15 protein-coding genes and 2 pseudogenes are annotated in these 16,689 nt (G+C 72.5%); 8 read left to right on the top strand and 9 right to left on the bottom strand.

Features of this window, described 5'->3' with window-relative positions:
- Nucleotides 1–172: 172 nt before the first annotated feature.
- Both PSH03_RS16360 and PSH03_RS16355 read right to left on the bottom strand, forming a co-directional pair.
- Nucleotides 173–739 (bottom strand): hypothetical protein, encoded by a 567-nt coding sequence (locus PSH03_RS16360; RefSeq protein ID WP_238689647.1) that lies wholly within the window; start codon nucleotides 737–739, stop codon nucleotides 173–175.
- A gap of 545 nt (nucleotides 740–1,284) precedes the next feature.
- Nucleotides 1,285–1,599, bottom strand: coding sequence for a MazG-like family protein (locus tag PSH03_RS16355; protein ID WP_238689646.1), 315 nt, complete (start codon nucleotides 1,597–1,599; stop codon nucleotides 1,285–1,287).
- A gap of 189 nt (nucleotides 1,600–1,788) precedes the next feature.
- Between PSH03_RS16355 and PSH03_RS16350 the strand changes: the two genes are divergently transcribed.
- Complete coding sequence (locus PSH03_RS16350; RefSeq protein ID WP_238689645.1) at nucleotides 1,789–3,159, top strand: alpha/beta hydrolase family protein; 1,371 nt, start codon at nucleotides 1,789–1,791, stop codon at nucleotides 3,157–3,159.
- Nucleotides 3,160–3,225: 66 nt separating this feature from the next.
- Here the strand turns inward: PSH03_RS16350 and PSH03_RS33165 are convergent.
- From PSH03_RS33165 to PSH03_RS16330, 5 genes and pseudogenes are all read right to left on the bottom strand, one after another.
- Nucleotides 3,226–3,666 (bottom strand): annotated as a pseudogene (locus tag PSH03_RS33165) (hypothetical protein); the annotation flags it as partial.
- An 80-nt stretch (nucleotides 3,667–3,746) separates the two neighbouring features.
- Nucleotides 3,747–3,939, bottom strand: a pseudogene (locus PSH03_RS33160) (hypothetical protein); the annotation flags it as partial.
- Nucleotides 3,940–4,423: 484 nt separating this feature from the next.
- Nucleotides 4,424–4,912 carry a VOC family protein gene (locus PSH03_RS16340; RefSeq protein WP_238689644.1) on the bottom strand — a complete coding sequence of 163 codons (489 nt, stop codon included), beginning with the start codon at nucleotides 4,910–4,912 and terminating at the stop codon, nucleotides 4,424–4,426.
- 92 nt (nucleotides 4,913–5,004) lie between these two features.
- Entirely contained in the window at nucleotides 5,005–5,634 is a 630-nt protein-coding gene (locus PSH03_RS16335) for an MBL fold metallo-hydrolase (RefSeq protein WP_210785124.1), read from the bottom strand.
- Nucleotides 5,631–6,719: an S-(hydroxymethyl)mycothiol dehydrogenase gene (locus PSH03_RS16330; protein WP_210785123.1), complete on the bottom strand. Its 1,089-nt coding sequence runs from the start codon at nucleotides 6,717–6,719 to the stop codon at nucleotides 5,631–5,633. The genes PSH03_RS16335 and PSH03_RS16330 overlap by 4 nt, the downstream gene beginning before the upstream one ends.
- Before the next feature lie 184 nt (nucleotides 6,720–6,903).
- Here PSH03_RS16330 and PSH03_RS16325 point away from each other — a divergent pair, with 184 nt between their 5' ends.
- Nucleotides 6,904–7,323, top strand: coding sequence for a hypothetical protein (locus PSH03_RS16325; protein WP_210785122.1), 420 nt, complete (start codon nucleotides 6,904–6,906; stop codon nucleotides 7,321–7,323).
- A gap of 26 nt (nucleotides 7,324–7,349) precedes the next feature.
- Entirely contained in the window at nucleotides 7,350–8,513 is a 1,164-nt protein-coding gene (locus tag PSH03_RS16320) for a low temperature requirement protein A (RefSeq protein ID WP_238689643.1), read from the top strand.
- A 51-nt stretch (nucleotides 8,514–8,564) separates the two neighbouring features.
- Here PSH03_RS16320 and PSH03_RS16315 read toward each other — a convergent pair whose 3' ends face one another.
- Together PSH03_RS16315 and PSH03_RS16310 are read right to left on the bottom strand one after the other, a co-directional pair.
- Nucleotides 8,565–9,035: a hypothetical protein gene (locus PSH03_RS16315; protein WP_238689642.1), complete on the bottom strand. Its 471-nt coding sequence runs from the start codon at nucleotides 9,033–9,035 to the stop codon at nucleotides 8,565–8,567.
- Complete coding sequence (locus PSH03_RS16310) at nucleotides 9,035–9,514, bottom strand: hypothetical protein (RefSeq protein WP_210785119.1); 480 nt, start codon at nucleotides 9,512–9,514, stop codon at nucleotides 9,035–9,037. The genes PSH03_RS16315 and PSH03_RS16310 overlap by 1 nt, the downstream gene beginning before the upstream one ends.
- A 44-nt stretch (nucleotides 9,515–9,558) precedes the next feature.
- Here PSH03_RS16310 and PSH03_RS16305 point away from each other — a divergent pair, with 44 nt between their 5' ends.
- From PSH03_RS16305 to PSH03_RS16285, 5 genes are all read left to right on the top strand, one after another.
- Complete coding sequence (locus tag PSH03_RS16305; protein WP_238689641.1) at nucleotides 9,559–10,536, top strand: helix-turn-helix transcriptional regulator; 978 nt, start codon at nucleotides 9,559–9,561, stop codon at nucleotides 10,534–10,536.
- Nucleotides 10,537–10,628: 92 nt separating this feature from the next.
- Nucleotides 10,629–11,261 carry an ATP-binding cassette domain-containing protein gene (locus PSH03_RS16300; RefSeq protein ID WP_238689640.1) on the top strand — a complete coding sequence of 211 codons (633 nt, stop codon included), beginning with the start codon at nucleotides 10,629–10,631 and terminating at the stop codon, nucleotides 11,259–11,261.
- A complete protein-coding gene (locus PSH03_RS16295) occupies nucleotides 11,258–12,535 on the top strand; it encodes a type 2 periplasmic-binding domain-containing protein (RefSeq protein ID WP_238689639.1) in 1,278 nt (425 codons plus the stop codon). Before PSH03_RS16300 ends, PSH03_RS16295 begins: the two co-directional genes overlap by 4 nt.
- Nucleotides 12,532–14,298 (top strand): ABC transporter permease, encoded by a 1,767-nt coding sequence (locus PSH03_RS16290; protein ID WP_238689638.1) that lies wholly within the window; start codon nucleotides 12,532–12,534, stop codon nucleotides 14,296–14,298. The genes PSH03_RS16295 and PSH03_RS16290 overlap by 4 nt, the downstream gene beginning before the upstream one ends.
- Entirely contained in the window at nucleotides 14,295–16,679 is a 2,385-nt protein-coding gene (locus PSH03_RS16285) for a tetratricopeptide repeat protein (RefSeq protein ID WP_238689637.1), read from the top strand. The genes PSH03_RS16290 and PSH03_RS16285 overlap by 4 nt, the downstream gene beginning before the upstream one ends.
- Nucleotides 16,680–16,689: the final 10 nt, after the last annotated feature.

Genomic DNA, 16,689 nt, shown 5'->3' with positions numbered 1-16,689 from the left:
CGTCACTCCGGTCAGTGGCCAGTGAACGAGGACGGCGACTGGTGAACGGCGGCCAGTACCGGCTAGAGCAGAAAGGCCGCTGGCCGGCACCCGGGTTGCGGGTGCCGGCCAGCAGTCGGTGTCGTGCGGTGGTGTTGCCGTGCGGTGGTGCTTGGTGCTGTGGTGGTGTGGGTCAGCTGTTCCAGTGCTGGGCGACGAGGTCGGTGGCCTGCTGCTCCCACTGGGCGTAGGCGTCCGGGTAGGCCGACACCTGCACCGTCTGGGCGGCGTCGGTCAGCGGCATGTCCTGCCACCCGTCGACCTGCTTGAGGCCCTTGAGGAACGCGGTGGTGGAGTACTCGGGGTCGGTGATCTGCTCCGGGGTGCCCCAACCCGAGCTCGGGCGCTGCTGGAACAGGCCCAGCGAGTCGTGGTCGTTCCGGTCACCCAGGTGACCCAGGTTCTCCAGCTTCGACTCCTGCAGGCTCGTCGCGATCGAGATGACCGCGGCCCGCTCGGGGAGGCCGGCCTTCTTGGTGGCCGCGATGATGGCCTTCACGTTGGTGGTCTGCTCGTCGTTGAGGGTGATGTGGGACTGCTCGCCCTGCGGCTTCGGCGCCGCCGACTGCACGGCCACCGCAACCGCCTTGGCATCCACGGCCGGGGTAGCGGCGTGGGCGGCGATCGGGCCGGCGAACACACCACCGGCGAACGCGAGACCAGCAACAGACAGCATGCTCTTACGGAAGATCGTGTTCATGGGGGTAGCTCCTTCGGGGGTAGAACACCCACACCGCCAAAGAGGGAGACGGCGGTGATGGGTATGAGCACCTCGTCCACCCCGCCTTCCTGCAGGTTGCTGCCGACATGTCCGGCGCTGCACTAACAAGGGGAAAAGTCTTGGGGGTGACGCCCGGTCGGGCGTCTAGGTCGGCGACCTGGCGAGCGGGGGGCTCGTGGCGCCGGGTCCATCTGTAACGACCGGGGGGAGGCTGGCATTCCGGCCTGCGCGACCAGCCCATGGGTGCGGCGGCGGGTCGGTGGTGCTGCGATCGTCAGGGTGTGTAACGACCCCGGCCCGGCCATGATTCCGGCCCACGGGTGCGCCCGGCCACACCCCACAACCATCCAACAAAGGGCAAACCGCCCCAGACGACACCCGGCATTCCGGACGCCCGGACCGGCCGACTTCACGAAACCCGAGTCGATCACGAATGAAGCGACCGACGCACAACACCCAGTGCCGGCAAAGTTCACACACAGGTCGGCCGACCGCCGGGAGAGGGGCCCGCACGCTAGGGGTGGTTATTGGCCGGTCAGGCGGGAGCGCACCTTTGCGGCGCAGGCGTCCAGAGCCGTCTGCGCGTCCAGCCCGAGGCTTTCGATGGCCACCAACGCGGTGAAGGCGACATCGGCCAACTCCGCCGCGACGTCCTCGCGGGTGTGGGTGACACCCTTGCGCGGGTTCTGCCCGAGCAGACCGATCCAGGCAGCCGAAGCCTCGCCCGCTTCCTCGGTGAGCTTGAGGATGCGGCAGGTCAGTTCGGTCTGCCCGGTGCCGTTCGCCTCGTCCAGCCAGCCGCGTGACGCTCGGGCCGCCGCCCAGATCGACTCGTCCACGACGACAAGTCAACCCGATCGGCCCACCGGCCCGAACGACCGGGTACGGCTGGACCGTCGCGTTGACCGGCTGATCAGCGAACCCATTGACACTGGTCGACGGCGGTTCTAGGTTCAGGATGCTACCGGCCGGTAGGCAACTGTCCCGCTGGTCGCCCCCGGGCGACAACCGTCCGATGGGGAGCATTGATGCTGTCCACACCCGTTCGTACCCTCCGCCGCCTGCTCGCCGCCGCTGCGACGCTGACCCTCGCGGTCGGGCTGGCCGGTGCCGCGCCGGCCAGCGCCACCGGTCGCGACGCGAGGGGCGGCGAGCCGCTGCCCGGCTACACCATCGAGAATCCGCCGTTGGCGCCGCTGGTCGTGGGCGGCAAGCCGACGACGGTACGCCAGGGCGTGCACCGCCACGCCGGGTACATCATCGAGGTCCCCGCCCGGTGGAACGGCGACCTGGTGTTGTGGGCGCACGGCTACCGCGGCCAGGGCACTGTGCTCTCGCCGGAACCGCCGGCGTTCGGGCTGCGCCAGCGCCTGCTGGAGCAGGGGTACGCCTGGGCGTCGTCCTCGTACGACCGGAACGGCTTCGACATCCGCTCCGGGGTGCTGGGGACGAAGGATCTCGCCGACCACTTCGGGCGGACGGTCCGCCGACCCCAGCACACCTACGTCGCCGGGGTGTCGATGGGTGGGTACGTCATCGGTCGTTCACTGGAGCAGTACCCCGGCTTCTACGACGGCGCGTTGCCGATGTGCGGTGTGCTCGGTGATCAGACGCTGCTCGACTTCTACCTGGACTACAACCTGGTCGCGCAGACACTCGCCGGGGTGCCGGCCTACCCCACGCCGGCTGACTACCTGACCAATGCGGTGCCCCGCATCCAGGTGGCGCTCGGCCTGGCCGGGTTGGCCCCCACCGGGCCGGACACCACAACGGACCGGGGCAAGCAGTTGCGGGCGATCACGGTGAACCGTTCCGGTGGGCCACGTCCGGGCGCCGACGCCGCGTTCGCGGTCTGGAAGGACTTCCTCTTCTCGATCAGCGTGCCCACCGGGAGCGGCGACTCCCCCGCGCAGCGGCCCGGCCAGCTCTCCACCAACCTGCTCACCCGCTACACCCCGAACAGCCCGGTGAACGTCAACGCCACGGTGCAGCGGGTCGCCCCGGAGAACCTGCGGCAGCGGCTCCTGCCGACGCTGACCGAGGTGCCGCGCATCGCCGGCCGCCCGACCGCGCCGGTGCTCAGCCTGCACGGCCTCGGCGACCTGTTCGTACCGTTCAGCATGGAGCAGGCGTACGCCACCGACGTGGCGCGGAACGGTCGCAGCAGGCTGGTGGTTCAGCGGGCCATCCGGGCCACGCAACACTGCGAGTTCACTCCGGCGGAGGCCGGCGCCGCCTGGGACGACCTGGTGTCCTGGGTACGCACCGGCAAGCGCCCGGCCGGCGACACAGTGACCGACCCGGCGGTGGTGGCCCGACCCGACTACGGCTGCCGGTTCAGCGACCGGGACGCGTACGCGGCCGGGGTCGGTACCCGTCGCCTCTACCCGGCCTGCTGAGGTACCCGGACACGAAGAACCGGCCGGCTCCCGTGGAAGGGAGCCGGCCGGCCTCGTGTGTGGGTGTCACCAGAGCTGCTGGACGATGTCCGCCGCCTGCTCCTCCCACTGCGCGTACGCGTACGGGAAGGCGGAGACCTGCACGGTCTGCGCGGCGGTGGTCAGCGGCAGGTCCTGCCAGCCGCCGACGTTCTTGAGTGCGGTGAAGAACGCCGTGGCGGCGTACTCCGGGTCGGTGATCTGGTCGGGCGTGCCCCAACCGGACGACGGACGCTGCTGGAACAGGCCCTGCGAATCGTGGTCGTTGTACGCGCCGAGGTGGCCGAGGTTGTACAGCTTCGACTCCTGCAGCGAGGTGGCGACGCCGATCACCGCGCCCCGGTCACCGACGCCGGTCTTCTTGGCGGCGTCGACGATGGCCCGGGCGTTGGCCAGCTGCGCGTCGTCGAGCGGTACGCGCGACTGCGCGCCCTCGATGCCGTGCGGGATCAGCTGGGCTCGGCTCGGCTTGCCGGCCGGCGGCTTGCCGGTGGCGGAGCCGGTGGTCAGGCCCGACTCGACGGGCTGGTCGTCCTGGCGGGCCGTGGTGGCGGCCTTTCCGGTAGCGCGGTCGATGGCGGCGACAGCGCCCTGGTGCGGTCCGGAGGTGACCGGTGCGGCGACCGCGGTCGGCGCGAGGGCCAGACCACCGAGAGCAGCAACACCCGCCACGCTCAGCGCGGTCTTGCGGTACGAGTCCTTAGCGATGGCGGGGAGCCATCGAGTGAAGTCGACCTTCACGATGGTTGCCCTTTCGATCGTGCGAAGCGTTCCGGGGTGAACGCTTCTCGGGAGATGACCGCGGAAGAGGGTTTGGGCTCCGGCGGTACGGGGGACACAACCGGGTTCACCTGTCGGGCATTCCGGAAATGGCGGAAGGCTGGCCCGGTCCCGGTCCCGGTCACGGCGCAGACCCGGACACGGAGGCTTCGCCGACATCAGGCCAGACAGCCGTGACGGATGGTGTTTTCGGAACCCGGGGGCGCTGTCCGAACGCCAGCCTTTGCTCTGCTTACCTATACGCACCGGTCACATTCCGTGACTAGGGTGCGAGACCTCCGTGGCTGGCGGAAAGGGCATATCCGCAGCTCGCCGAACGTGGCGCTTATAGGTAAGCAGAGCAAAGGGGCCGTGCACGGTGATGGGAGGCAGGCAGCTAGCGGTTTGTCGCTACCGTGAGTGGGCGTCCAAGCCAGCACGGCGGTTGAGGTAGCGGTTGCCGGACCTAGTTGTCGCCGTCACCTTCGGACTCCGCATCCCGCGTCCCGACACCCTCGTCCGGCGGGAGCAGTTCCTGGAAGATGGTGATCTGGAGCCCGGCGGGGGCATCGAGGCGGGAGTTGAGCGACTGCCACGGCGTACGCGTCGGCGGCGCGACCTCGCTGGCCCCGGCGGCCACCAGTCGGGCGGTCGTCGCCTCGGCGTCGTCCACCTCGAAGGCCACCCGGATCCGCGGCGCGACCTGCCGACCCACCTCGACCTCGTCGATCAGGCGTTTCTGGGCGGGGTTGGCGATCTCCAGGGTGGCGTGGCCGGCGTCCAGGATCACCACCCGGGCATCCCCCTCGCCGCTGAACGCCGCCTCCTCCGGCAGGCCCAGCGCGTCCCGGAAGAACGCCACGGCGGCCTCGTGGTCGGCAGCCTCCACCACGAGGCGCAACTGACGGACGGCGGGAGCAGGCAAGTCGGCGGGAGCGCGCGAGTCGGCGGCCATGAGCGGGATCCTAGTGTCGCGCCGGTGGCCGACGGACGCTGAGCCCGTCGACCAACGCGCCAATACCAAGTCGTCAGCCAAACGGCAGGGCGTCAGTGGCCGCGGTCCAGCCACTCCTGCAGGTGCGGCGCCTCCGCGCCGATCGTCGTGTCGTCGCCGTGGCCGGTGTGCACAACCGTGTCCGCGGGAAGGGTCAGCAGGCGGGTGCGGATCGACCGGACGATGGTGTCGAAGTCGCTGTACGAGCGGCCCGTCGCGCCGGGCCCACCAGCGAAGAGCGTGTCGCCCGTGAACACCGCGCCCAGCTCCGGCGCGTGGAAGCTGCACGCCCCGGGGCTGTGCCCGGGGGTGTGCAGAACCCGCAGCGTCGTGCCGCCCACCTCGATGCTCTGCCCGTCGTGCAGCTCACCGTTGGGTGGCAGGTGCGGGTGGACCATGTCCCAGAGGACCCGGTCGGCGGCGTGCAGCAGCACCGGCGCGCCGGTGGCCTCGGCCACCTCGGGCGCCACCCGGACGTGATCGTCGTGGGCGTGGGTGGCCAGGATCGCCCGGACCTGCCGGTCGCCCACCAGGGCGAGGATCGCCGCCACGTCGTGCGGCGCGTCCAGCACGACGCACTCGCGGTCGTCACCGATCACCCAGACGTTGTTGTCCACGTCGAAGGTCTGCCCGTCCAGGGAGAACGTGCCCGAGGTGACCGCATGGTCGACGCGGGCGGTCACGGGAACACCACCACCGAGCGGAGCACGTCGCCGTGGTGCATCCGATCGAAGGCGTTCTCGACCTGGTCGAGCGCGATCTCCTCGGTGACGAACGCGTCGAGGTCGAGCCGGCCCTGCAGGTACAGCTCGGTGAGCATCGGGAAGTCCCGGCTGGGCAGGCAGTCGCCGTACCAACTGGACTTGAGGGCGCCGCCGCGCCCGAAGACGTCCAGCAGCGGCAACTCGATCTGCATCTGCGGGGTCGGTACGCCGACCAGCACCACGGTGCCGGCCAGGTCGCGAGCGTAGAACGCCTGCTTCCACGTCTCCGGCCGGCCCACCGCGTCGATCACCACGTCGGCGCCGAAGCCACCGGTGGCCGCACGGATCGCCTCGACCGGGTCGGTCTCGGACGCGTTCACTGTGTGCGTGGCGCCGAACGTGCGGGCCCAGTCGAGCTTGCGGCTGTCGGTGTCCACCGCGACGATCGTGGTGGCGCCGGCGAGGACCGCACCGGCGACCGCCGCGTCCCCGACGCCGCCGCAGCCGATCACCGCGACCGAGTCGCCCCGGGTGACGTTTCCGGTGTTCATCGCCGCACCCAGCCCGGCCATCACCCCGCAGCCCAGCAGACCCACGGCGGCGGGCCGGGCCGCCGGGTCGACCTTGGTGCACTGCCCGGCGTGCACCAGGGTCTTCTCGGCGAACGCCCCGATGCCCAGCGCCGGGGCGAGTTCGGTGCCGTCGGTGAGGGTCATCCGCTGGGTGGCGTTGTGGGTGTTGAAGCAGTACCAGGGCCGCCCCCGACGGCAGGCGCGGCACACTCCGCAGACCGCCCGCCAGTTGAGCACCACGAAGTCGCCCGGGGCCACGTCGGTGACGCCGTCGCCGACCTGCTCCACGATGCCCGCCGCCTCGTGACCGAGCAGGAACGGGTAGTCGTCGTTGATGCCACCCTCGCGGTAGTGCAGGTCGGTGTGGCAGACCCCGCACGACTGAATCCGGACGATCGCCTCACCGGGCCCGGGATCGGGCACCACGATGGTGGTGACCTCGACCGGCGCGCCCTTGCTGCGGGAGATGACTCCCCGGACTTCCTGGCTCACTTCGCCTCCTGCTGGTGGTCTGCGGCGGGGCCGGGTGCCGGGGTGGGCGGGTGTGCCACGGGCTCGGCGGTGGGCCCCCGGCGAACCTACCGCGACCACCACGGCCAGCCCAGTCGGCCGGCGGGTTATCGCGGGCGGTGCGGGGTACGCGGGCCGCATTCGACCACGGCCAACGGGAGTGACAATGAAATTCGCGCACCTGCCGCTACGGGTCACCATCGGCGCGTACTTCCTCAACTCGGGTCTGGGCAAGCGCACTCTGGAGGGGACCGCCGCGGAGGGCCTGCACGGAATGGCCGTCGCCGCCATGCCCCAGCTCGGTCAGCTGGAGCCGGCGCGCTTCGCCAAGCTGCTGTCGTACTCGGAGATCGCCCTGGGAGCCGCGTTGATCGCGCCGTTCGTCCCGGCGCCCCTGGTCGGGCTCGGCCTGACCGCGTTCGGCGCGGGCCTCGTGCAGCTGTACCTGAAGACGCCGGGGATGCGCGAACCCGGCAGCATCCGCCCGACCCAGCAGGGCGCCGGGCTGGCCAAGGACGTCTGGCTAATCGGCGCGGGGCTGACCCTGGTGCTGGAGGGGCTGACCCACGGCCGTCGGCGCGGCTGACCCGGCGGGTGGCCTGAGGAGCTGCGGTGACCCAACCTTGGTCCGTGCGGCCGTTCTATCGGCCGATGCGGCCACGCCGTCGCGACGAGCCGCACCGTACGGCCACGCCGCTGGAGCTCTTCTTCGACCTGTGTTTCGTGGTGGCGGTGTCGCAGGCCGCCGCCAACCTGCACCACGCCGTCTCCGAGGATCAGCTCGGCCACGCGCTGACCAGGTACCTGATGGTCTTCTTCGCGATCTGGTGGTCGTGGATGAACTTCACCTGGTTCGCCTCGGCCTACGACACGGACGACGACCTCTACCGGATCGCGACGCTGGTACAGATCGCCGGGGCGTTGATCATCGCCGCCGGCGTGCCTCGGGCGTTCAACGACGGCGATTTCAGCGTCATCACCTACGGCTACGTGGTGATGCGGATCGCGCTCGTCGTGCAGTGGTGCCGGGCCGCCGCCGGTGACCCGGCGCACCGCCCGGCGGCCCGCCGGTACGCGATCGGCGTCACCGTCGTCCAGCTCGGCTGGCTGCTCCGACTGGCCCTGCCGCACAGTTGGGGGACCGCGGCGTTGCTGTTGCTGGTCGTGGCCGACCTGCTGGTGCCGGCGGTGGCCGAACGCCCGGGCATGACCCCCTGGCATCCGCGACACATCACCGAACGGTACGGGCTGTTCACCCTGATCGTGCTCGGTGACGTGGTGCTGGCCACGTCGGTGGCCATCCAGACCGGAGTGGACGCCGGCGACCGCCGCCTCTGGTCGCTGGCGGCGGCGGCCACCGTGATCGTGTTCGCCCTGTGGTGGCTCTACTTCGACCGGCCCATCGATGCGCCCGACCGGATGCCGTACACGCTGGTCTGGGGCTATGGCCACTACCTGATCTTCGCGGCGGTCGCCGCGGTCGGCGCGGGTCTGAGCGTTGCGGTGGACCACGAACGGCACCTCGCGCACATCTCGGGAAGGATCGCCGGGTACGCGGTGGCCGTCCCGATCGCCGTCTTCCTGCTCACGGTCTGGGTGCTGCACGTACGCCGGCAGCAGCACGGCGCGGTGGTCGTCGCCTTCCCGGTCGTCGCGCTGCTGGCACTGCTCGCACCGCTCGGTCCGGCCCCGGTGTACGTACTCGCGGCCCTGTTGGTCGCTCTGGTGGCGCTGACCGTGGTGTTGCGCCGCAGCGACGTCGGCCCCGATCGTTGACGTAGATCCCGGTCAGGTGCAATCGGAAGACGACGGTCAACCACACCCCCATCACAAGGAACGGTCCTCCGATGCTCGGGTGAAGGTCATGATCCAGTTGGTCTCCCAGGTCTGCTCGCCGTCGACCGAGAACGCCTGCTCCCAGCGGGCGGTGGTCGCGCTGATGCCGGACCAGATGAACCGGCACCGGACCGGGCGCCCCTCGTGCTGGTCGTCGGCGTAGAAGTGGCCGACCCCGTCGACGAAGCGGCCCACCATCGGCGGCAGCCCCAGCACCCCGGTGTCGCTGCTCATCCAGTAGATCGACCACTCCTGCCGGGCCGGATCGAAGATCCGGATCGTGGCGCCGGCGGAGCCCTTGGTTGGGAACGTGATCTCGTCGAAGTGACCGCCGCCGGCGAAGAAGCCGTGCGCCACCGACACCCCGGGGAACTCCTCCCACTCGTCGGAGCCGACCAGCCGCTTGCGTCGCCGCCGGTTGACGACGTTCCAGGTGCCCACAAAGAAGTCGAAGTCGCCCATCAGCGGCCCACCGGCCCTTCCGCTCGCGTGTCACGCAGATAATCGGTCAGACTCGGACTTTCCGGCAGCAGCATGTGCCGGACCCAGGCCGCCCGCTCGTGTTCCAGAACCGCCAACTCCCAGACGCAGCCCACCGCCGGGCGTCGCAGGTGGACGAAGTGTGCCGGGTCGTCGTCGGGACAGTCCAGCGCCGGCTGCCCGGCCGCGGCGACACGGACCTCCACCGCGTTGTCCCACACCCACGTGTACGCCAGCAGGTAGGCGCCGGTGTCCGCGCCCCGGTGCAGCACCACCCACCCGGCGGCCGGGGTGCCGTCGTCGACGACGTCGGCCAGCAGGTCGGGCAGCAGGTCGTACGCGGCCTTCTCCACCTCGGGTTCGACAGGTCGCTCCGGCTGGTCTATGTGGTAGCGCTTGAGTTGCCGGCCGCCGATCAGCACTGGTCCGGGCGTTCGTAGATCCTTGTCGCGAAATGCCATGCCGGGACGGTAGGACGGGTCCCCTGACAACTAGTGTCAGTGAAGTGCGGGCTTCTCGACTTCTCTCCGTCCTGCTGCTGCTCCAGTCGCACGGGCGGTTGACCGCCGCGCAGCTCGCCGAGCGGTTGGCCGTCTCCCCCCGCACCATCTACCGGGACGTCGAGTCGCTGCACGCCGCCGGCATACCGCTCTACGGCGAGGCCGGGCACGCCGGCGGCTACCAACTGGTCGACGGCTGGCGGACCCGACTGACCGGGCTGACCGCCGAGGAGGCCGACCGGCTGTTCCTGGCCGGGCTGCCCGGCCCCGCCGACGAGTTGGGCTACGGCGACGTGGTGGCGGCGCTGCAACTCAAACTGCACGCCGCGCTCCCCGCGCCGCTGCGCGACCGGGCAACCCGACTGCAACAACGCTTCCACCTGGACACTCCCGGTTGGTACGCGGACGGCGACGCCTCCCCCGAGCTGGCCCGCACGGCCGAGGCGGTCTGGCGGCAGCACCGCGTCGAGGTGCGCTACCGCAGCTGGACCGGCGAGGTGACCCGGGTCCTGGAGCCGTACGGCCTGGTGCTCAAGGGCGGCCGTTGGTATGTGGTGGCCGGCCAGCCCGGCCGGGGCGCGCCGGCGACCTACCGGGTCAACCAGATCCTCGCGTTGACCCCACTGGCGCAGGAGTTCGACCGACCCGCCGACTTCGACCTGCCGTCCTGGTGGCGGGCGCACGTGGTGCAGTTCCGGGCCCGGCTGCACCGCGACGAGGCCCACGTCCGGCTCTCCCCCGCCGGGCGGGAGCGGTTGCGCGAGGTCGGCAGCGATCCGGTGGTGACAGCGATGGACAGCAGCGCCGGGCCACCGGACGCGCGGGGTTGGGTGACAGCGGTGCTGCCGATCGAGTCGCTCACCCACGCCCACGGTGAGCTGCTGCGCCTCGGTGCCGACATCGAGGTGCTGGCCCCGGTGGCGCTGCGCGAACGGCTGGCCGCCACGGCGGCCGGGCTCGCCGCGCTCTACTCCCCCGCCTGAACAGCCCCGACCTTCTCCACAGTGGAAGGGTCGGAAGCGTCGGTTGTCGTCACGGTGTGCCACCCTGGGACGGTCATCAATGGTCACCGGAGGTGAGTGCCACGTTACGGCTACGCGCACTGGTCGCCGTCCCGGGCACCGGGCCGGTGACCCTCGACGTTCCCGCCGGCACGCTCGTCGCCCTGGTGGCGCCGCCCCGGTTCGGCACGGCGGTCGCCCGGGTGCTGGCCGGGCTGGCCCCGCCGGTGACCGGTCGCGTCCTCGTCGGCGACCGGGACGTCACCAGCCTGCCGCCGCCCCGCCGGCAGATCGGCTACGTGCCCGCCGGTGGCGCGCTGCTGCCGCAGCTCACGGTGCGGCGCAACATCGAGTACGGCCAGCGCAAACGCGAACGGGTGCACGAGGTGGCCAACGACTGGACGGCCACCGTTGTCGACCGGCTCGAGTTGGCGCTCTCCCTCGCCCTGCTGCCGCACCAGATCTCCGACGCCCAGCGGTTCCGGGTGGCGCTCGCCCGAGCGGCGGCCTGCCTGCCCGAGGTGCTGGTGGTCGACCTGCCGGCCGGTTCGGCGGGCGACAGCCGCCTCGGTGACCTGATGCCTCGCCTCTCGCCGCCGGACGCCCCCGGGGTGGCGGTGCTGGTCTGCACCTCCGACCCGGCCACCCTGGCCGAGATACCGGTGCGACACGAGTTGGTCACCGAGCCGAGCGAGGCGGCCCGATGACGCCGGCCGCCCGGGTGAGTCGCCGTACGCTGCTGCGCGCCGCCGCCACGGGCGCCACCGCCCTGGCCGCCGGCTGCTCCGGCGGAACCCGGTCGGTGCAGGTAGCTGTGGTCTGGAGCACCAGCGAGCTGGACCGGTTCCGCGAGGTCGTCGCCGGCTACCCCGCCCCGGTGCAGGTGATCAGCGCCGGCAACGACATCGACGCGTTCCTGCGCGCCCGACACCTGGCCGGCACCAGCCCGGACGTGGCGATCCTGCCGCGCCCCGGCCTGGTCACCGAGTACGCCCAGCGCGGCTGGCTGAGCCCGGTGCGCGCGTCCACCGAGTACGCCGTACCTGCCGGGTTGGGCGAGCTGCTGACGGCCGAGGGTCAGCGCTACGGCGTCTGGGTCAAGGCGGCGCACAAGTCGCTGGTCTGGCATCTGCCCTCGATGCTGCCCGTGCAGCCGGCCAACTGGGACGCGCTGGTCCGGCGGACCCGGGAGCTCGGCGCGCTCGCCCGGCGCGACGGCGGGCCGGCGCCCCTGGCCATCGGCGCCGCGGACGGCTGGGTGCTCACCGACTGGTTCGAGAACGTGCTGGCCGACGTGGCACCCGAGAGTTACAACGCCCTGGCCCGGCCGGACGCCGACTGGCAGGGCAGACCGGTGCGCGAGGCACTGGACCGGCTCGCCGGGCTGTGGAGCATCAACGGGGCGTTCGTCGGCGGCGGTCGCCGTGCCCTGCTCACCCAGTACGAGGAGTCGGTGATCCAGGTGGTGCACACGAAGCGGGCGGTGATGCTCGTCGGAGCCGACTTCACCGCCGACGTCGCCGACCCGTTCCAGCGCGGCCCAGAGGCACCTGTCACGTTCCGGTTCCCGGGCGCCCAGCCGGGCGGCGGCCCGCTGATCGTCGGCGGGGACGCGGCCGTGGCGTTCGCCGACGCCCGGGGTGGAGTCGAGCTGGTCGAGTGGCTCACCAGGGCCGACTCGTTCCAGCCGTGGCTGCGCGACGGCGGCTACCTCTCGCCCAACACCAACGTCGCGATCGGCAGCTACCGGGACCGCGTCGGCCAGGGTCTCGCCGAGGAGATGCGCACGCCCGGCACCCTGCGTTTCGACCTCTCCGACCAGTTGCCCGGCGCGTTCACCGGCTCCGACGGGGTCGGCATCTGGCGGATCATGCAGGGCTTCTTCGCCGACGTCACCGACGGGGTCCGCGCCAGCGAGGCGATCCGCCGGGCCACCGGCCTGCTCGCCGCGGCGGCCCGCAACGCGGGGGGCGGCCGATGAGCCAGGTACGGGTCCTCGGCGAACTGGCGGTCCTCGACGACGTCGGCCCAGCCCGGCGGGGTCGGGCCTATCCGGCGGCGGGGGCCACGTCGGCCCTGCTGCTGCCGGCCGCGGTGCTGCTCGGCGGGCTGGTGCTGTGGCCGGTGCTGCGGACCATGCACGCCAGCGTCACCACCGACGGTCGCTGGGTCGGCCCGGCGCACTTCCAGACCGCGCTCGCCGCCCCGGGCACCGGCGCGGTGGTCGGCCGGACGGTCCTCTGGGCCCTGCTGGTGCCGGCGGTGGTGACGGCACTGGGCTACCTGCTCGCCGCCGCGTCCCGCCGTTCCCAGGAGGGCGGCCTGGTCCGGTTGATCCTCCTGGTGCCGGTGGCGTTGCCGCTGGTCGTCACCGGGGTCACTTTCCGGCTGATGTACGACCCGGACCCGAGCCGGGGGCTGGCCACACTGGTCGCGACCCGACTGGCCGGCCGCTCGGTCGAGGACGCGCCGCAGTTGCTCGGGCCGGGAATGGTGACCGTCGCGTTGATGTCGGCGTTCGTCTGGGCCTGGGTCGGGTTGGCGGTGCTGGTCTTCCGCTCGGCGCTGGACGCGGTGCCGCCGAGCCTCGCCGACGCGGTGCGCGCCTACGGCGGTACGCGTCGCCACGTGCTGTGGGACGCGCAGTGGCGGCCACTGCTGCTGCGCACGACCGCTGTGGTCTTCGCGTTGGTGGCGGTCGGCACCAGCCGCACGTTCGACCTGATCCTGGTGATGACCCCCGGTTCGGTCCGCGACGAGGCCTCGGTGCTGGCGCTGCGGATCTGGCAGACGTCCGGGGGCACCACCACCGGCGAGGGCGCCGCGCTCGGCGTGGTGTGGCTGGTGGCGGTGATCGGCGGGATCATGGTGGCCGCGCTCTTCGTCCGGCAGGCCTGGCCCCCGCCGCGCGTCGAGGCGGCACCGGAGCCCGCCCCGGTCGCCCCGCCCCGACGGGTGTTCCGGCTGCTCGCGGCGGGTGCCGCGATCGCCTGGCTGGTGCCGCTGGCGGTGCTGGTCGCCACGTCGGCGCACGGCCGGGTGGACGCCGCGGCGCGCGGCTGGTGGTCGGCGCCGCCGAACGGCGAGTCCTACCGCGACCTGGTCACCGGCACCGAGCTGTGGCGCACGCTGGGCTTCACCCTGCTGCTGGCCACCGCGGTGACCGCCACTGTGCTGGTGGTCGCGCTGCTGGCCGCGTACCCGTTGGCGTGGTTGACCGGGCCGGCCGCGCAGGCCACCGGGCTGCTGCTGCTGGCGGCCAGCGTCGTGCCGATCCAGGTCATCGCCGGGCCGGTCAACGAGGTGCTGGGCCTGGTGCTCTCCTCCGGCACGGCCCAGGGCCTGGCCCTGGTGCACATCGCGCTGGGCGTGCCGTTCGCGGTGCTGGTGCTGCGCAACGCGTTCGCCGACCTGCCGGTGGAGCAGGTCCGCGACGCCCGGCTGGGCGGGCGTCGGTGGTGGCACACCCTGCGCCGGTTGGCGCGGCACAACCTGTCCGCGGTGGTGGCGGTCTCCGTGCTGGAGTTCGTCCAGGTCTGGAACGACCTGGTGGTGGGGCGACTGTTCGGTGGGCCGGGGTCGTCGCCGCTCGGGCCGTTCCTGGCCGAGCAGACCCGCAGCTTCGTGAGCAACAGTGGGGCGCTGGCCGCCAGCTCGGTGCTCGCCTCGGTGCTGCCCGTGGTGCTGGTGGTCCTCTCGCGGCGGCACCTGGTCGCCGGGCTCGTCTCCGGGGGTGTGCGGTGACCGGGCCGGGTGGTTCGCGTGGCGGCTCGCGGTGGCCGGCGCTGATCGCGATCGGCGGCGTGGTCGGCAGCGTCCTCGCCAACGTGGCCAGCAACCTGGCCGGCAATGTCCTCTCCGAGCTGGCGGCCAGCGTGCTCGGGCCGGTGACCATCGTGCTGGCCTCCGGCGGCGTCGTCGGTTACGTGGTGTACGAGGTGCGCCGCCGCCGGGCTGGCCGGGAGGTCGACCCCGAGCCGACGGAGGTGCTCACCACCCCCGCCGCCGGGGCGCCCAATCTGCCCTACACGGCCGAGTTCACAGGTCGTGAGGAGCACGTCGACGCGCTGCTCGGTCTGCTCACCCGGGAGCATGCGGTGGCGGTTCTGGGCCGACGCGCGGTGGGCACCTCCGCGTGCGCGGTGCAGGCCGCGAACGAGTGCCGGGAGGATTTCCCCGACGGTCAGTACTACCTGGACCTGCGGCGGCGCGGTCGACCCCGCTCGGCCCGGCAGGTGCTCACCGCGCTGGCCCGGATCCTGGGCACCGCCCCGCCGACCTCCGGCCGGCCGGACGCGCTCGCCGCCGCCGCCGACGCGCTGCGCGGTCAGCTCGACGGTCGCAAGATCGTGCTGGTGCTGGACAACGTCGACCGTCCCGACCAGGTCCGGGCACTGTTGCCGCCCACCGCGCGCACCTGCCGCCTGTTGCTCGCCGGTGGTCCGGCGCTGGTCGGTCTGGAGGGTGTGGTCGCGCACTGGATCGCCGAACCGGGCACGTCCGAGGCGGTGGAGCTGTTCGCGACCGCGGGCGGGGCCGCGCCCGCCGCCCGGGTCCGTCGCGCCGACCCGCGCACCGACCCGGCGGTACGCGAGATCGTCGACCTTTGCGGGCGGCAACCGCGTACCGTCCGCGCGCTCGGTTACCGCACCGCTCAGCACGGCTGGCGGCACTCCGACGTGCTGGACGCGCTGCGCCGCGCGGTGCAGACGCCACCGCACCAGCGGCTCGCCGTCTCACCGGCGGCCCGCCTGGTCACCGAACGGGACATCGCCTACCGGGTGTTGCCCCGCCAGGCCCGACGGTTGTACCGGCTGATGTCGCTGGTCCCCGCCCCGGTGGACCGGCCCACCATCGCCGCGTTGGCCGGGCGGCACCCCGAGCTGGTGACCGCACTGCTCGACCGGTTGGCCGCTGCGGCGTTCGTGGTCGGCGCGCCCGGCGACCGGTACGAGATCCGCCCCCTGCTGGCCGGCAGCGCCCGACTGCACCTGCGGGACGCGGATCCGGTCCGGGCCCGGGTCGCCGCGCAGGCCCGGCTGACCCGGCACCTGGCCCGCCGGGCCGAACGGCACGCGGCCAACCTGGCGGTGCTCGGCTCCCCGGGTGACCGGGAGTGGTCGCTGCCGCTGGACGACGACCCGTACGGCTGGTTCGACCTGCACCAGGAGTTGCTGCTGGCGGTGGTGCGGGTGCCGGCCGGCGCGAAGGAGACACTGCCCCGCCGGGTCCGTCGGTGGTGGTTCCGGTTGGCCGTGGCGCTGTGTGGGTGGCTGGCGTACGCCGAGCGGCTCGACGAGTGGGAGCAGGTCTGCCGTACCGTGCTGGCCACCCCGACCGCCGACGACCGTCCGGAGATCGCCGGATGGGCGCACAACGAGCTGGGGGTGCTGCGTCGACGCCGGCACGACCCGCAGGGGGCGGCGGCCGCGCTCACCCTCGCGGTCAACGAGCGGGGGCGACGCGGCAACGCCCAGGCGCGGATGAACCTCGGGCTGGCCCTGCTCGACCTGGGGCAGCTCGACGACGCGGTGGAGCACCTGGAGATGTCCCGCCGACACCGCTCCGGCGCCGACCGGGCCGGGCACGCCCTCACCGAGCTGGGCCTGGGCGCGGCCCAACTGGCCCGGGGCGAACCGGACACCGCGCACCACCACCTGGTGCGGGCGGCCAACACGTTCCGGTCGATTGGCGACGCGCGCGGGTACGCGGCGGCGCTGACGAACCTGGTGCTGGTGCACGCGGCGCTCGGCGAGCACCTGGACGCCGCCCAGGCGTGGCGGGCCGCACTGCGCGAGTACGAGTCGGTAAACGACCCGACCAGCCGGGCGACGGCGCTGCTCAACGCCGGGGCGACGCTGCTGAGCAGCACCCCGGGGCAGGCGCGGACGGCGTACGAGCTGCTGGCCGAGAGCCGCCGGCTGCGCGAGGAGACCCGACCGACCGCCGGGCTGGCGCGTACCCTGCTCTACCTGGGTGACGCCTGCGCCGCGCTGGGCGACCGGGCCGACGCGCGGCGGCACTGGGCGGACGCGGCGGCGGTGGCCGAGGAGGTCGCCGACGCCCAGGGGTTGGCCGCCGCCGACGCCCGACTGGAGGACGACGCCGACACCCGGGTGACGTAGGTCGCTCGGG

The sequence above is a fragment of the Micromonospora salmantinae genome (assembly GCF_022230905.1).
GTDB lineage: Bacteria > Actinomycetota > Actinomycetes > Mycobacteriales > Micromonosporaceae > Micromonospora > Micromonospora salmantinae.
The sequence above is the reverse complement of the archived record's forward strand: the minus strand, read 5'-3'. Positions and strand labels throughout refer to the sequence as shown.

Bases quoted from the DNA above. Each gene is read 5' to 3' on its own strand.
- PSH03_RS16360 (WP_238689647.1), bottom strand. From the start codon at position 739: ATGAACACGATCTTCCGTAAGAGCATGCTGTCTGTTGCTGGTCTCGCG.
- PSH03_RS16350 (WP_238689645.1), top strand. From the start codon at position 1,789: ATGCTGTCCACACCCGTTCGTACCCTCCGCCGCCTGCTCGCCGCCGCT.
- PSH03_RS16340 (WP_238689644.1), bottom strand. From the start codon at position 4,912: ATGGCCGCCGACTCGCGCGCTCCCGCCGACTTGCCTGCTCCCGCCGTC.
- PSH03_RS16325 (WP_210785122.1), top strand. From the start codon at position 6,904: ATGAAATTCGCGCACCTGCCGCTACGGGTCACCATCGGCGCGTACTTC.
- PSH03_RS16315 (WP_238689642.1), bottom strand. From the start codon at position 9,035: ATGGGCGACTTCGACTTCTTTGTGGGCACCTGGAACGTCGTCAACCGG.
- PSH03_RS16310 (WP_210785119.1), bottom strand. From the start codon at position 9,514: ATGGCATTTCGCGACAAGGATCTACGAACGCCCGGACCAGTGCTGATC.
- PSH03_RS16295 (WP_238689639.1), top strand. From the start codon at position 11,258: ATGACGCCGGCCGCCCGGGTGAGTCGCCGTACGCTGCTGCGCGCCGCC.
- PSH03_RS16290 (WP_238689638.1), top strand. From the start codon at position 12,532: ATGAGCCAGGTACGGGTCCTCGGCGAACTGGCGGTCCTCGACGACGTC.